Genomic DNA, 16,724 nt, shown 5'->3' with positions numbered 1-16,724 from the left:
AAATTAATATGTATATGAGATGCTGTTCTTTTTTCATAAAAATTGCTTGTTCCATGGGCTGTTTCCCTCTTCGTGATTACTATAACCTAATCTACCTTTTGAAGGAAGAAGTGCAACAAAAGGTTAAATCAAGGTCACAAAATGATATAAAACAGAAAGCGCTTTCTTGTTAAACTAAAAAGAAAACCATAGGAAGGAGATTCATGTAGTTCGTTAGTTTTTTTATGTTTAACTTTGTAAACGCTTTTTTATCATTATTAAAATTGAGTGAAGAGAAAAATTACAAAAAAGGAGAATGGAAATGAATGAAAAATTAAAACAACGTGTTTCCTATGCCTTAGGTGCATTTGGTCATGACGTTTTTGTAGCTTGATGAATTCATTTGGAGTAACAAAAGAACCGTCTTCTAAATCGATGGGGGGAAAACTTTTTGATCCATTTATAAATCGTCACTTCAGAAACGCCATATTCGCTGGTTAAATCTTTTACTAAGCTACCAGAACGGTAAAGCCACCCTTTTTTTGAAGTCTTCATTGAGTTTTTTGCTTGTATTTTGATGACTTGTAAAGGACGCATCCTTTCATTTTCATTATGGTCAATGATAAGAAAACTTAACTAAGATGTGTCCATGAAACAATACTAGTATCAGCATAAAGTGTTTAGTCAGAATATACTGAATATAAAAGAAAAGTTGAAAAATTGATGAATGGAGCTAAAGGTATGAAGTTTAATAAGATATTAAGCTTAGCTATAGCTACAGTAGTATTTACAACTTCTTTAGGGACAACAACATTGGCAGAGACTATAGCAAGAGATAATAGTGAAATAGTTAGTACTACAAATAATGAATCACAAAGAACTATATCATTTAACGATGATTGGAAATTCAATTTAGGAGATGTAGCAGGAGCGAAAGAAAAAGACTTTAATGATAGTGAATGGAGAAAGTTAACGTTACCTCATGATTGGAGCATAGAGTTAGACTTTAATAAAGATTCTAAAGCAACTCATGAAGGTGGATATCTAGATGGTGGAATTGGCTGGTATAGAAAGAGCTTTGTACTTCCTAAGGAGATGGAAGGAAAGAAAATAAGCATTAACTTCGGTGGAGTATACATGGATAGTTATGTTTATGTGAATGGAAAGCAGATTGGTAACCATCCTTCTGGATATACTCCATTTTCATTTGATATTACAGATGATGTAGTATGTGATGGTGTTACTCAAAACGTTATAGCTGTAAAGGCGACAAATCAGCAGCCAAGTAGTAGATGGTATTCAGGTAGTGGTATATATAGAGATGTAAACCTTACCGTGACTGAAAAGGTTCATGTTGCAGAGTATGGTACTTATGTAACTACACCAGATTTAGAAAATGAATACAAACAAGGTAGAGCTAAAGTTAATATTAAAACAGACATTATGAATGAGGAATCTACAGATAAAGAGGTAAGTGTTAAATCAGTTATTTTAGATGCTAAAGGAAATAGCGTAGCGGAAAATATAACTACTGAAGTAGTTAGTGCAAGTGCTACTAAGAAATTTAATGCAGATGTAACTGTTGAACATCCAACACTTTGGGGAACTGAAAATCCATATTTATATAAGGTAGCTACTACTGTAATGATTGATAATAAAATAGTGGATGAGTATAAAACAGATTTTGGTATGAGATGGTTTAATATGACACCTAACGATGGCTTTTTTTTAAATGGGAAGCAAACGAAGCTTAAAGGCGTGAGTATGCATCATGAACAAGGAGCTTTAGGTGCTGTTGATAATAAAGCATCAATAAGAAGACAAGTTAAAAAGTTAAAAGATATGGGAGTAAATTCTATAAGAGGTACTCATAATCCTGCATCACAACACTTAATAGATATTTGTAATGAAGAGGGGATGCTTCTTATAGAGGAGTCTTTTGATACCTGGTATGGTGGAAAGAAGCCATATGACTATGCAAGATTTTTCGAGCAAAAATCAATGTATGGAAATATGACTTGGGCAGAGTATGATATTAAGCAAATGGTTAATAGAGGGAAGAATGCACCGAGTATAATGATGTGGTCATTAGGAAATGAAATATGGGAAACAAGTGAAGCAAAGGGTGTGGAAACAGTAACCAAGCTTCAGAAATGGGTTAAGGAAATTGATACTACAAGACCTACAACCACTGCAGAAATTCAATTTGCATTTGGTGGTGGGGAGGGACCTCATGAAAACGTATCTGATATTGTAGATGTTGCAGGCTTTAATTATGCTGAAAATAATTATGATAAACTTAAAGAAAAACATAAAGATTGGATCATGTACGGCTCAGAGACTTCTTCTGCTATAAGAAGTAGAGGAGTATATGCACATCCAGAAAGAAATGGTGTAGGTGATAATCATACAGATTTACAACAATCTTCTTATGATAATGATTATGTTCCTTGGGGTAAAACAGCAGAATCATCATGGAAGATGGATAGAGATAGAAAATATATACAAGGAGAATATATTTGGACAGGCTTCGATTATATAGGAGAACCAACTCCCTATTATAATAAATTCCCATCAAAATCGTCATATTTTGGAGCTATAGATACGGCAGGATTTGAAAAGGATGCATTCTATTTCTACCAAAGTCAATGGTCAGATAAGCCAATGGTTCATTTATTACCACACTGGAATTGGGAGAATGATGATAGTATAAAGGTTGACGGAGATAAAATATTAGTTTATGCATATACGAATGCTAATTCTGTTGACTTATATTTTAATGAAGATGTAACAAGTACTGATTTAGGTAAATTAGTAGAAAGTAAAGGATATGAAGTTACAAAAGCAGGTTACAATGGAACTTATAAAGAGACTAAGGATGGTAAGCTTCACTTAGAATTTAGAGTTCCGTATAAACCAGGTAAATTAACTGCTGTTGCAAAGGATGCAAATGGTAAAGAAATTGCAAGAGATGAAGTGAAAACTGCTAAGGATGCGAAAAAGATTGATTTAAGTGCGGATAGACAAGTTATAACTGCAGATGGATATGATTTATCATTTATAACAGTAGATGTAACTGATAAAAATGGAACTTTAGTACCAAATGCTGATAACTTAATCAATTTTGACGTGAAAGGTAATGGTAAGATTGTAGGAGTGGATAATGGTAATGCTGCAAGTGTTGAGAGATATAAAGATAATAAGAGAAAAGCGTTTAATGGTAAGGCTTTAGTTATCGTTCAATCAACAAAAAATGCAGGCTCATTTACATTGACTGCAACCAGTCAAGGAATTTCTTCTGATAATATAACAGTATATACTGTTCCAAAAGAAGAGTTAAGTGAAAATAAAATAGTAGGATATGATGTAAGCGACGTTGTCGTACCTATTAATGGGGAACTAAAACTTCCAGAGAAAGTAACAGCACTTTATTCAAACGGAACTAAAAAAGAGGTAGATGTTACTTGGGATGCAGTTCCGGAGGATGCTTTAAAAACTCCTGGAATATTTACAGTTAAAGGAAAAGTAGTAGGTAGTGATATTTCAGTAAATATGAAAGTAATTGTTAAAAACGTTATTGGTGTATTAGATTCTAGGATGTTAGTACCTGTTGGCAAACAAGCTAAGCTTCCAAAAGAAGTATCAGTCGTAAGCAATGACGGAAGTATAGAAAAGTACCCAGTAACTTGGGATAGAGAGTTAACAACAGAGGATGTTAATTCACCTAAAACGATTACAATAGAAGGTAAGATTGCAGGAGTAGAAGGCTTACATCCTAAAGCTATCGTAGTTGTATCTAATAATTTTAAAGAGAAAAATATAGCATTAAATGAAGGTAAAGCTTATCCGAAGGCATTTGGTTCATATACTGCAGGATGGGATAGTATAAATGATATAAATGATGGTGTGGTTTCTAAGGAGAGCAATCCAAAGAATAGATGGACAAACTGGGGGAAACCTGGAGAAAATTATGATGATTATGTTGGTATTGAATTCGATAAGGAGCATTCTGTAAATAAAATAGGAATCTCATTATATAGTGATTATGGAGTTGCTATTCCAAGTGAGATTTTAGTTGAATATTGGAATGGTAGTAAGTGGGTTGGAGTTTCTAATCAAAGTAAAACAAAAGGATTCTCAGCAGAAGGTATAGAAGAGATTACTTTTGATGAAGTAAACACAACGAAAATAAGAGCTTTATTAAAAGAAGATACTGCAGCTAATAAAGCAGTTGGGCTTACTGAATTCTATGTTTATTCTAATGTAATAGAAAAGACAGGAACAGCATTACTAAGTGATATTAAAGTAGATGGTGCAGCTGTTGAAAACTTTAATGAAAATAGTAATGAATACAGAGTGAATCTACCATATGGATCAAAAGTGCCAGTAGTTACAGCTACTGCTAAGGATAATGCAAGTGTATTTGTAGTTCCAGCGTTAAATGCTGATAGTAACGCTACTATTATTGTAACAGCAGAAGACGGAACGACTAACAATTATATCGTTAATTTTTCAGAGGGTGAGCCACAATTAGCTTCAGCAACAATAGAATTATCTAAGAAGGATATAATTGAAGACGATATTGTTAATGTTAAAGTAGATGGGAAATTAGAAGATGATTCTTTAATTGGGTCAGATCAGCTACAAGTAAAGTATAATGTATCTTCAGATAATACAGGAGAAGCCAAGGTAGAAGGAAATAAATTATATGCTTATAAAGAAGGAACAGTAACTTTACATGCAGAGGTAACTTATAAAGGTAAGACTGTTACTACTAACAATATCGTAATAAATATTGGAAAGAATACTGCCCAAAAGACTATTATTTCTTATGAAAAAGTAAATATAGAAACTGATAAGGGAGTTGCACCAATATTACCAGAAAAGGTAAAGGCGATATATGATACTGGATTACCTAGAGAGGTAAAGGTTACTTGGGGTGAAGTAAAAGAAGAATTATATAATAAGTATGGAGTATTTGAAGTTGAAGGAACTGTTGAAGGACAAGCTTTAAAAGTGAAGGCAAGCGTTGTTGTAAAAGGATTATCAGCATTACAAAATATTTCAATGGCAACGAATGTAAAGGTAGAGCCAAATCTTCCACAAACGGTAAAGGCTTACTATACAGATGGAACAATAGTTGATCTTCCTGTTACTTGGAAAGATTATGATAAAGAGTTATTAAGTAAAGTTGGAATTTTTGTTATAAACGGAACAGTAAACGGAACAGATAGAGTTGTAACTGCAAGTATCAGCGTAAGTAATGACACTGTAAAAGGTGTTAATATTGCTGGAACAAAGGCAGGTTTTGATCTGCCAATGGCAATAGCTTCATTTACAAATGATGCAATTGTAAAACCATATTCAAAGGATAAAATTCAATATGTAAATGATGGAGCGATAAATGATACTAGGTGGACTAACTGGGTAGAAAATCCAAGAAGTGGTGATTGGGTTGGCATTATCTTCGGATCAGGTTTACCAGAGGAGAAATATATAAATAATCTAGAAGCTACTTTCTTTGAAGATTGGGGATGTAGCAGTCCAGAAAGCTTTGAAATACAATATTATGTTGGAGATAAGGTTGTTGTACCAAATCAACCATCACATGTATTAATGGAGGCAGAAAATCCATTTAATGATGATAAAAATTGGGTAACTGTAACAAATCTAGTTGCTAATCCGAATGTAACTTCATCAACAGATACAAATTATTATACTTTTGATATGGTAAAGACAAAGGTATTAAGAATAAAGATGAAACCTAAAAGTGGTAAATCTTTAGGAATAAAAGAAATAAAAGCTTTTGAAGAGAGAGTTAAACAAAATTCAGATTTTGTTGTAAATGATATAAAAGTTAATGGAAAAGGTTTAGAAGGTTTTGCAGCTGATAAATACAACTACACAATTAAATTAGCTGCTAATGAAAAGTTACCAGAAATAACTGTAGATGCAACTAATAATGCATCATCCTCTGTAGTTTATACTGTAAATAATTCAGAGAAGCTAGATGTTATTGTAAGGTCTGAAAATGGACTTAAAGAAGTTAAATATGGAATAACTTTAGAAAGAGAAGTTAAAGAAGACGAAGTTAATAAGCCAGCATTAAAGATAGCTTTAGACTATGCTGATAAAGGAGTAGCTAATGGTGGATTAGAAGGTGTAGTACCAGCCGTTGGTAAAGAATTTAATGAATCATTAGCGCAGGCTAAAAAAGTTTATGGAAATCATGATGCAACAGAAGTAGAAGTAGATGCTGCATTTAAGAGATTAGTTAATTCAATATGGATGCTTGAGTTTAAGCAAGGAAATAAGGAAGCATTACAAACTCTTGTAAATTCAGCAAAAGTATTAGTTGAAAAAGAGTATACATCAGATTCATGGGCTAACTTAAAAAGAGTTCTTGGAAAAGCAGAAGGTGTATTAGCTAAAGAAAATGCAATGCAAAAGGAAGTAGATGAAGCATTAAATAACTTAAAGACAGCTATAGATGCTTTAGTTAAGAAGAATATAAATAAGCCAGCTCTTCAAAACTTAGTAAATATGGTTGAAGGCTTAAATAAAGATAAATATATTAAAGAAACTTGGAATAAGTTTGAAAAAGCATTAAATGACACTAAAAAGGTTTTAGGAAATAAAGATGTAACTCAAGAAAAAGTAGATGAAGCTTATAATAACTTACTTAAGTCTTACCTTGATTTAAAATTAGTTCCAGATAAATCTGCTCTTGAAGATTTAATAAATAAAGTAAAGAAAATGGATTTGTCTAAATATACTAAGGAAAGTGTAACAATGCTTAAGGAAGAATTAAAGAATGCTGACAAAGTATTAAAAGATAAAGAAGCTACACAACAAGAAGTAGTTGCAGCAACAAAAACCTTAAATTTAGCTTTAGCCAATTTAAAGGAAAAGGGAGGATCAAATCATTCAGGTAACGATAAGTAAAATAAAGACAGCGGAAAAGGTGGGGAATTACCTAGTACTGGAGTAGTAGTGCTTCCACTTAAATAAATTTTCATTCGTCATACTGATTACTCTCCTTTTTTTAGAGTAGTAGTATCGGTATGTCCAAGATTTATAGATTACTTGCGATCAATTTGATTTTTTTGCACCAGAATCCCAAAGTATATACTGAATCTGGAAAAGAGTATGATTTAGCAGAGGCGAAAACAGCAAGATACGTAAAGATTGTTCAATCAAGTGGTGCACTAACAAATGCTATTTCATTTACCGGTGCTGAAATTTACCTGTTTGAAGATACTACTAGATAAGACAACAACGGTCCCGGAGACACTAATAAAAGAATGATCAAGTCAAGTGAATTAACGATTAAACAAGTAAATGAAGAAAAATACAAAACGGGGAAACGAATTCAATTCGTGTTTGAAGAGTATGAAAAGTATAACTCGGTATGGACCATTAAGTACAACGTATTTGTGGAGGATAATGCTCCTTTAATTTCATATTTACGGGGCCGTGCGGCTTTGAACCATTGAAAGCAAAGTATAAAGATAAGAACAACGTCAATAGCGTCGCAGCCATAATACATGAGCATGCCGCCACTTTCTGCCTGTGCCGCGGGTACGCCAGTAGGTGAATGAACATAAATATACTTTGATAAGATACCGTGACCAGCTAAGGCAATCAGTTGCACGGTATCAAATCTGGTATTTTTATTCATATAGATCCTAATCCCAATTGTGCTGTAGGCAGATAAAAAAATTCAAATTCAATTCTGGTTGATGGGTTGACAGGTTCATTGTGGGGAGTGTATATTTAAAATAGTTAGAATTTTCAGTTTAAAAAGAGATAGAAACTTGCTAAGACTTAATTCTTAGCAAGTTTTTTAAAATAACTTGTACCTACAACCCGTTAACAGTAAGAGTGTATATTCCTATTTTAATGAAATTCTTTAAAGAATTTCATTAAAAAAATTATTAAATTCAGGAAATTTATATTTATTATTCTAGTAAAGAAAGCGCTTAAATTAAAAACCTAAGAGAAGTCTTACTAGTGACATGATGGCGATAGTTGCCATAAGAGCTGTCATCGAGAACAATTTAGAGATCCCAAAAGATATAGCTTTTTTCGGATTAGATAATATGGAAATGTAAGAATATTCAACATTGTCTCTCTAAATGGTAGATATCCCTAAATGCCAAATGGGAAAGATGGCTGCAAAAAACAATTATGGACATGGTAGAGGAGAAAATTGAGCTGTCAATCAAAATCATATTACTATTCGAATTAGTCATTCGGGAATCATCTGAAAGGAAATAGGATCTAAAAGATTCTATTTTAACGCCATTCAGGAAAACGTTTGGATGATAATAAGGAAATACTTCCACAAGACTTTAAGGAGGTGGTTCACCAAGAGGAATCATCAAAAGTAGCAGGGATAAGAAGAAAGGATAGGAGGAAGTATCAAATGGAAACTGTAAGAATTGGGATTATTGGTGCAGGACTTCGGAGTGGTATTGCAAAGTATTGGCATAACCCAGGTGGGAATTCAGTTGTCGTTGCTGCAGCTGATGTTTCGATGGAAAGGTTGAAAGCCTTTCAAGAAAAAATTAACAAACATGCATATATTACTACCGATTATAAAGAGTTGCTCGCTCGCACGGATATTGATGCTGTTGCCATTTTGTCTCCAGATTATTTACATGAGGAGCATGTCATTGCGGCACTTCAAGCTGGTAAGCACGTCTATTGTGAAAAGCCGTTAGCGATCACAGTAGAAGGATGTGACCGGATCATCGAACAAGCGGAAAAGTCGGGAAAACATTTAATGATTGGATTTAATATGCGCTATATGAGTATGTACCAAACAATGAAAGAGATTATTGATTCAGGTGTGATTGGTGACCTCAAAGCCGTTTGGGTTAGACACTTCGTTGGATTTGGCGGTTATTATTACTATCACGACTGGCATGGAACAGCTAAAAATACGACTTCTCTTTTATTGCAAAAGGGTTCTCATGATCTCGATGTGATCCATTGGATTACTGGAAAATATACAAAAAAGGTTTCGGCTTTTGGGGGACTCGATTTTTACGGTGGAGATAAACCAAATACATTAACATGTCCTACTTGTGATGAAAAGGATACCTGTACGGAAGCGAGTCTGAACGTATTGACCCAATGCGCTTTTCGGGAAGAAATCGATGTTGAGGACAATAATATGTTGATTATGGAACTTGAAGGCGGCATTAAAGCCTCCTACTTGCAATGCCACTTTACACCAGATTATTCAAGAAACTATACCTTTATCGGTACAAAAGGCAGAGTAGAGAATGACGATGTAAATGAAAAAGTATATGTGAAAACGAGAAAATCAAACTCCTGGAATGAATTTAGTGACATAACCTATGATATGAAAAAAGAACAAGGCAGCCACGGTGGTGCGGATCCAAAAATATGCAGAGACTTTGTCGAACTAGTCTTAAACAACAAGCAGCCTTTAACCACACCATATGCAGGAAGAATGAGTGTTGCGGTCGGCTGTGCAGCGACTGAGTCCATTCGCTCTGGCGGAAAGGTTATTGAGGTCAGTCAAGGTTCAACTGTCAAGTATGTGTGATTAGCTTCCGTATGAGAAGGGGGAGAGGATTTGGAAAAAATTATTCAAAGCAAGACTAGTATGCAACACGTTAGTATATTAGAAAAAAAATCAGAAGCTTCCTTGTCAAAGTGGACAATTTTAAAGAAGTCGTTCCGTAAAAATTGGGAACTTTATTTATTGGTTTCTCCTGTAATCGCTTACTTTATTGTATTTCATTACATTCCTATGTACGGCGTGCAAATTGCTTTTAAAGATTTTATTCCAACGCTAGGGATATGGGATAGTCCATGGGTAGGGATGAAACATTTTGAGCGTTTTTTTAATAGTTACTATTTTTGGAGACTTATTAAAAATACGTTGGGTATTGGTATTTATACACTAGCAGTGGCATTCCCGATTCCAATCATCATTGCCCTAATGCTAAATGAAGTAAGAAATTCTAAGTTTAAAAAATTCGTACAAACCATTATTTATGCTCCTCACTTTTTATCTACAGTAGTAGTTGTCGGGATGTTAATCCTTTTTTTAAAGCCGGATGGATTAATCAATCAAGTTAGTATTCTAGTGGGTGGAAAACCAATCGCATTTATGTCAGAACCAAGTTGGTTTAAAACATTATACGTGTTTTCCGATGTCTGGCAAACCATGGGATGGAGCTCTATTATTTATCTTGCTGCTCTAACTTCTGTTGACTATTCCTTACATGAATCAGCAATGATTGACGGTGCTTCGAGACTTCAAAGAATATGGCATATTAATATCCCAACCATTATGCCAACGATTATTATTCTTTTTATTCTAAATGCAGGATCTGTTATGTCGGTTGGATTTGAAAAAGTTTTCTTAATGCAAAATACCCTAAACATGTCGACATCAGACGTTATATCTACCTTTGTTTATCGCAGCGGTATCGAACAAGCTGAATACAGCTTTTCTGCTGCAGTAGGGTTATTCAACTCAATCATAAATTTCATTATGCTTGTAATGGTGAATTTCTTTGCTAAGAAAATCAATCAAACAAGCCTATGGTAGGTGGTGAACTAGATGGAAAATACAGCATCCGATAAAGTTTTTAGTTTTTTTAATTATTTCTTTTTAACAATCATCGCGTTACTGGTTGTTTATCCTTTGATCTTTATCGTAAGCGCGTCGCTTAGCAATCCAATCCATGTGTTAAACGGAGAAATTTGGTTTTGGCCAAAGGGGTTAAATTTTGAAGCGTACAAAAAATTATTTTCAAATCATGATATTATAAACGGATTTCTCAATACAGTTAAATATACGGTAGTAGGGACTGCTATTAACGTAGTATTAACGATTATGGCAGCATATCCACTTTCTAGGAAAGACTTTGTTGGCCGTAATGTGATTATGGGAATCTTTGTTTTCACGATGTTTTTTAGCGGTGGTTTAATTCCTAGCTATTTGCTTATCAAAAGTCTTGGAATGATTGATACCTTTTGGGTAATGGTTATTCCTAATGCCGTATCTATATTTAATATTATTATCATGCGGACGTTTTTCCAAACAACCATTCCACTTGAACTTCAAGAAGCGGCCATGATTGATGGCGCAGGAAATACTAGAATTCTGCTAAAAATAGTTTTGCCTCTTTCCATGCCTGTTATTGCCGTTATGATTTTGTTCTATGCAGTTGCACACTGGAATTCTTACTTTACAGCATTAATTTATTTACAAAATAAAGAACTTTTTCCACTTCAATTAATCTTAAGGGAGATCCTTATTCAAAACCAAGCGAGTGATATGGTTAAATCAACGAGTGAAAGCTTCTTAAAACAGCAGATGAGTGTGGAAGGGCTAAAATATGCTGTTTTAATTTTTGCGAATTTACCAATGTTGATTTTGTATCCATTCTTACAAAGGTATTTTGTTAAAGGATTTTTGGTTGGATCTATTAAAGGATAAAATCAGGGGGTTGCGAAATGAAGAATAAGAAGAAAAAGTCTAGTATCCTATCGCTTGTTCTAATGGGTTCACTCGTATTAGGCGCATGTTCCAACGAGAAAACCGCTGTCGAAAAGAAAGACAGTAAAAAGGAACCTACAATAGCTAATTTTAATCAAACTGGAATGCCCATTGTAAAAGATAAGATTGAGTTGAAAGGCTTTGCGGGAAAGTTTTTGCAATCACAGGATTGGAACAATTTAATGCTTTGGCAAGAATATGAAAAAATGACCAATATTCATATCAATTGGGATACTGTCCAAACACAAAGTTTGAAGGAAAAACGAAATCTCATGCTTGCAAGTGGTGAATATCCAGATGTATTATTCGCAGCTGCAGTGCCGAAGACGGATTTAGTAAAATTTGGTCAGCAGGGTGTATTTATTCCTTTAAATGACTTAATTGATAAGTATGCTCCGAATTTTAAAAAGATTATGGAAAAATATCCTATAGTGAAAAAAGGGATTACGATGCCTGATGGAAAAATCTATGGGTTTCCGACTTTTTATGATCCTGAATTCAAGGGGCTCCTTTATGGAACGCCATGGATTAAAAAGGATTGGCTTGATAAATTAGGATTGAAAGAACCAACGACTCTTGATGAATTTGAATCCGTATTACAGGCCATAAAAGACGGTGATCCAAATGGTAATGGAAAAGCAGACGAAATTCCTTGGGGCGGGGCATATGGAATCGATGATTTTATTTACGCCTTAAAAGGATCTTTTGGCTTAAATAATCATGGAATTGCGAATAATAATGTTGACTTAGATCCGAAAACAAAAAAAATGCGCTTTGTACCGACCACTGATGGATATAAAGAGCTACTGCAATATTTAAACAAGCTTTATACTAAAGGCTTAATTGATAAAGAAATCTTCACCCTTAAGACGGAAGAGTTTAGTGCGAAAGCTTCAAAGAATACCTTTGGCGTCATAAACGGAGTTGATCCTGGGACGACAGAAAATCTGAGTGGATTTGTAGGAATTCCTGTATTAAAAGGCCCTCATGGAGATCGGTTAAATACAGCAATTGGTTCACCTTTAGGAAACATAGGGATGGCTGTTATTACCAATAAGAATAAGAGTCCTGAAGCGACGGTAAGGTGGATCGATCATTTGTATAGTGATGAAGGATCAAAAATGTTCTTTATGGGCTTCGAAGGTAAGACCTACACCCAGGATCCAAAAACGGGTAAATTGGATTATGTTGATGAAATTAAGAAGAATCCGGATGGATTAACTCTAGACCAAGCAGTAAGTAAATACCTAACATGGCCTGGTGGTTATTATCCTGGTTTTGTTCAGCAAAAATATTTTAACGGGGCAGAAAGCAAGGAGGCTACAACCGCAAATGCCAAACAAGCAGAACCGCTATCGCTTAAATTGGGTGATGTTTGGCCGGCGTTTAACTTTACAGCAGAAGAACAGAGTGAGTTAACACCAATTTCAACCGATATGGATACGTATCTGAAAGAGATGACAGCAAACTTTATTACAGGAAAAGCAGATTTCTCTAAATGGAATGAATATAAAAGTACGTTAGAAAAAATGGGCGTTAAACGTTACATAGAAATTTATGAAGCAGCATACAAGAGAATGGAAAAATAAAAAAGTTGATTGAACCGTACGGATGACACTTGTTCTCCGTACGTGTTTCCTTCTTAGGAAGAGGGTTATGGTGTTTATGGAAACCAATGGTCTAATATGGAAGTTTTATCGTTTTTCGGAAATTGTTATGAAAATAGCCATTTTTCAAATCCTTTGGATCGCCCTGACTTTAATGGGAGGCATTATCCTAGGGCTGATGCCGGCAACTGTAGGGTTATTTACAGCCATAAGAAAATGGCGGATGGGAAACGAACAATTCCGCTCATTAGTTAAAGTTTATTGGATTACTTTCCGGAAAGAGTTTTGGAAAGCGAACACCATAGGCTTTGTTTTGTTTTTCATTGGGTTCCTAATCTATCTAAACTTTTCCATTATTCGATTTACCAACGGGTTCATGCATCTATTATTATTTATCTTCATTATCACGCTTAGTATTCTTTTTTTAATTCTACTATTATATGTTATCCCTGTTTTTGTTCATTTTGAATTTAAGCTGCAGCAATACCTGACAATGTCCTTATTATTGGGAATATCCTTCCCGTTCCATACGATGCTATTAGCTTTCGGTTACTATATTTTATTTAGGTTGTTTTTGCGGGTTCCGGGTTTAATTCCATTTTTTAGCGTTAGTGTTGTAGCTTTTTTTACGATGTGGGTGTCAATGAATATATTTCATACGATGGAGAATAAAGTGAGAGAGACTTCAAACTTTAAATTTTCCGGTTTGAATCTGTTCTTTCATAAAAAAACATTACCATCTGAAAATCAGACCAAGGAAGTTTAAGGAAACTCTAACAAATATGGAAAAACCAATATTTACATTTTTCGTTATTAGCGATATCCAATTAACTTGCGAAAATGAGATTTCTTGCCCAAGCTCCCGGGTATCATGACATTAAAGAACAGCTATTATTTCATTAAATATGAGCAGAGCTTGAAAAAGAACCAATATGGATGCCAAGAATATCTGGCGCATAGAAAGTATGGAGGCGATTAAATGATTACCTATGACCAAAAGAGCTGGAAGATACAGAATCAAAGAATCTTCATCTTATCTGCTGCCATTCATTACTTCCGTCTGCCGAGGTCTGAATGGGGCGAAGTTTTAGATAAAGCAAAAGCAGGGGGATGCAATACAATTGAAACATATATTCCATGGAACTTCCATGAAATGAATGAAGGAGAATGGGATTTCTCTGGTGATAAAGATGTAGCTCATTTTTTTCAGTTATGTGCTGATAAAGGATTGTATGTTATTGCAAGACCAGGTCCATATATTTGCGCAGAATGGGATTTTGGAGGGCTTCCTTGGTGGCTCTCTACGAAAAAGGGTATTCAATATCGTTCGTCAGAACCTACCTTTTTACAATATGTAGATAAATATTTTGATCAAATCATACCAATCATCGATGAATTCCAGTTGACGAAAAATGGGACAGTAATCATGGTTCAAGTAGAAAATGAATTCCAGTCTTATGGAAAACCAGATAAACAGTATATGGAATACCTGCGGGATGGGATGATTGCAAGGGACATTGAGGTACCATTTGTTACATGCTACGGAGCAGTTGATGGTGCTGTAGAATTTCGCAACTTTTGGTCAAATTCAAAGCATGCGGCTACGATATTAGACGAAAGATATACAGATCAACCGAAAGGAGTTATGGAGTTTTGGATTGGCTGGTTTGAACAATGGGGTGGAAATAAAGCCAATCAAAAAACACCTGAGCAGCTTGAACGGGAGTGTTATCAGCTTTTAAGCAATGGTTATTCTGCGATCAATTATTATATGTATTTTGGCGGTACAAATTTTGATCACTGGGGCGGCCGGACATCTGGAGAGCAGACTTTTTCCATCACTTCGTACGATTATGATGTTGCTTTAGATGAATATTTGCAGCCGACAAAAAAATATGAAGTATTGAAAAGGTATCATGCATTCGTCAAATGGCTGGAACCGCTATTAACGAATGCAGAACAAGCAAGTTCGGATTTGAAGCTTCCTAGTGACTTAACATCTCAAAGAATTGTCAGTCCATATGGCGAAGTGACCTTTATCGAGAATAATAGAAATGAACGAATTCAATCGCAAGTTTATCATAATCATAGTCTTGTACCTTTTACAATTGAAGCTAATGCAGTTTTGCCAATAGTCTGTAATGTTAACGCAGGGAATTATTTCAAAATTGAAGCCCTAACGGGTCGGACAACAGGTTTTGGTTCTGATGAAGCGGTTGTTTATCAAGAGGAAGGTCAACGTTCATCCTTATTATTACAGCTTAATAGAAAAGCTGACATCGATTGTCCTCTTCCCAACCAATTTGAATTAGTAGAAGAAGATCGTATTGCGTTTCGTTTTTTCCATGGAAGCCAGCCACAGACCGTTCAGCTCTTATTTGAGGATGGTTCGACTTATTGTATAAGTATTGTCTCGAGACAGTCCATGGAAGGGAATAGTGTTCCGTTGAAAAAAAGCACCTCCATTGCTCCATTAAAATGGGAAACAGCAGATGAAAACCTTTGTTTTTTACGCGAAGGTGTGAAAGAGGTTGAAAAACCGCTTGATTTCAGCAGCTTTGGACAGTTTAGCGGTTATTTAGGTTATGAAAGCGAATTTTATTCCTCGGAAACAAAAGAAACAACGATTGTCTTTCCGAGGATAGAGGATCCAGTCATGGTCTTTTGCAATCATCAATTTGTAGGGAAGCTCAGCAAGCTTGGGGCTTCTTCCATAGATGTCTCAGTAAAGCAAGGGAAAAATACGTTAACATGCCTTGTCCAAAATATGGGGCGCTATAACTTTACTCAATCTATTGGCGAACCAAAGGGAATTAGTGAAGCACCTGCACTAAGCGGTAAGCATCTATCATTACTGGGGAATTGGCAAGTGGAGGGTTGTGGAGTTCAGCATCATTTGTCACAAATACCAAAAATTGATGGCAGAATTGGATTTTTAAGTTCTTTTCTGAATGTTGGCTATGACAGTGCAATCCTTGTTGGCGAAGGAGTTTCGCGTGTTAACGTAAATGGAAAGCCTGCAAAGATGCTGATGGATAACCAAACGGCTTGGGGAAAAAGCAGTGCTGTTTACGGGGTTGCAGATATTAGCGATGCGTTAAAGCAAGGGGAAAATGTTCTGGATTTAGACGTTCAAAATATTTCCAACATTCGCCGTTTTGATCTTTACTTGTTTAATGAAAGAGAGCAGATTCATGGGTGGAAAATGAAATCATGTGCTCAGCTTCATGAGGAAAAGAAATGGACACTATCTGAAAATGGTGATAAGCAATCGGTTTATCCCCGCTGGTATAAAGGACACTTTTCCTGGACCCCTGATCAGGGCACAATCGTAAAGGTTCGTTTTAATCATTTGAGCAAAGGATGCTTTTGGGTAAATGGCCAATGTTTAGGAAGGTACTGGAACATTGGGCCGCAAGAAGATTATAAGATTCCAGCATCCTTGTTAGCAGAGCAAAATGAAATTGTCATATTTGATGAAGAAGGCTTGATGCCAAATGATGTGGTTATTCATTCTTATACGGCATTTGCACCGTTACAAGAAAAGCAGTTTGTCATCAATTTACCTACATCTCAAAAAATCTTATAAT

8 protein-coding genes and 1 pseudogene are annotated in these 16,724 nt (G+C 35.1%); 8 read left to right on the top strand and 1 reads right to left on the bottom strand.

Going from position 1 to position 16,724, the window contains the following annotated elements:
* Positions 1–720 precede the first annotated feature (720 nt).
* Together WAX78_RS15940 and WAX78_RS15935 are read left to right on the top strand one after the other, a co-directional pair.
* Positions 721–6,924: an Ig-like domain-containing protein gene (locus WAX78_RS15940; RefSeq protein WP_336481305.1), complete on the top strand. Its 6,204-nt coding sequence runs from the start codon at positions 721–723 to the stop codon at positions 6,922–6,924.
* A 119-nt stretch (positions 6,925–7,043) separates the two neighbouring features.
* A complete protein-coding gene (locus WAX78_RS15935; protein WP_336481304.1) occupies positions 7,044–7,250 on the top strand; it encodes a hypothetical protein in 207 nt (68 codons plus the stop codon).
* A gap of 101 nt (positions 7,251–7,351) precedes the next feature.
* Here the strand turns inward: WAX78_RS15935 and WAX78_RS15930 are convergent.
* Positions 7,352–7,633, bottom strand: a pseudogene (locus tag WAX78_RS15930) (hypothetical protein); the annotation flags it as partial.
* A 774-nt stretch (positions 7,634–8,407) separates the two neighbouring features.
* On the opposite strand from WAX78_RS15930, the gene WAX78_RS15925 reads away from it, so the two are divergent.
* The 6 genes from WAX78_RS15925 (at position 8,408) to WAX78_RS15900 (ending at position 16,723) form a co-directional block, all read left to right on the top strand.
* The gene (locus tag WAX78_RS15925; protein WP_336481303.1) at positions 8,408–9,559 is read left to right on the top strand and encodes a Gfo/Idh/MocA family protein; all 1,152 of its coding nucleotides are present in this window, start codon (positions 8,408–8,410) and stop codon (positions 9,557–9,559) included.
* 60 nt (positions 9,560–9,619) lie between these two features.
* On the top strand, positions 9,620–10,573 hold the full coding sequence (locus tag WAX78_RS15920) for an ABC transporter permease (RefSeq protein WP_413789172.1): 954 nt from the start codon (positions 9,620–9,622) through the stop codon (positions 10,571–10,573).
* A gap of 12 nt (positions 10,574–10,585) precedes the next feature.
* Positions 10,586–11,467, top strand: a complete 882-nt coding sequence (locus WAX78_RS15915) for a carbohydrate ABC transporter permease (protein WP_336481301.1) — start codon at positions 10,586–10,588, stop codon at positions 11,465–11,467.
* 17 nt (positions 11,468–11,484) lie between these two features.
* Entirely contained in the window at positions 11,485–13,116 is a 1,632-nt protein-coding gene (locus WAX78_RS15910) for an extracellular solute-binding protein (RefSeq protein ID WP_336481300.1), read from the top strand.
* A gap of 76 nt (positions 13,117–13,192) precedes the next feature.
* Positions 13,193–13,900 (top strand): YesL family protein, encoded by a 708-nt coding sequence (locus WAX78_RS15905; protein ID WP_336481299.1) that lies wholly within the window; start codon positions 13,193–13,195, stop codon positions 13,898–13,900.
* Between the two features lie 213 nt (positions 13,901–14,113).
* The gene (locus tag WAX78_RS15900; RefSeq protein ID WP_336481298.1) at positions 14,114–16,723 is read left to right on the top strand and encodes a beta-galactosidase; all 2,610 of its coding nucleotides are present in this window, start codon (positions 14,114–14,116) and stop codon (positions 16,721–16,723) included.
* The last annotated feature ends 1 nt before the right edge of the window (position 16,724 follow it).

Source organism: Bacillus yunxiaonensis (assembly GCF_037104695.1).
GTDB classification, from domain to species: domain Bacteria; phylum Bacillota; class Bacilli; order Bacillales; family Bacillaceae_G; genus Bacillus_A; species Bacillus_A yunxiaonensis.
The sequence above is the reverse complement of the archived record's forward strand: the minus strand, read 5'-3'. Positions and strand labels throughout refer to the sequence as shown.

Bases quoted from the DNA above. Each gene is read 5' to 3' on its own strand.
- WAX78_RS15935 (WP_336481304.1), top strand. From the start codon at position 7,044: ATGTCCAAGATTTATAGATTACTTGCGATCAATTTGATTTTTTTGCAC.
- WAX78_RS15905 (WP_336481299.1), top strand. From the start codon at position 13,193: ATGGAAACCAATGGTCTAATATGGAAGTTTTATCGTTTTTCGGAAATT.
- WAX78_RS15940 (WP_336481305.1), top strand. From the start codon at position 721: ATGAAGTTTAATAAGATATTAAGCTTAGCTATAGCTACAGTAGTATTT.
- WAX78_RS15920 (WP_413789172.1), top strand. From the start codon at position 9,620: ATGCAACACGTTAGTATATTAGAAAAAAAATCAGAAGCTTCCTTGTCA.
- WAX78_RS15900 (WP_336481298.1), top strand. From the start codon at position 14,114: ATGATTACCTATGACCAAAAGAGCTGGAAGATACAGAATCAAAGAATC.
- WAX78_RS15925 (WP_336481303.1), top strand. From the start codon at position 8,408: ATGGAAACTGTAAGAATTGGGATTATTGGTGCAGGACTTCGGAGTGGT.
- WAX78_RS15910 (WP_336481300.1), top strand. From the start codon at position 11,485: ATGAAGAATAAGAAGAAAAAGTCTAGTATCCTATCGCTTGTTCTAATG.
- WAX78_RS15915 (WP_336481301.1), top strand. From the start codon at position 10,586: ATGGAAAATACAGCATCCGATAAAGTTTTTAGTTTTTTTAATTATTTC.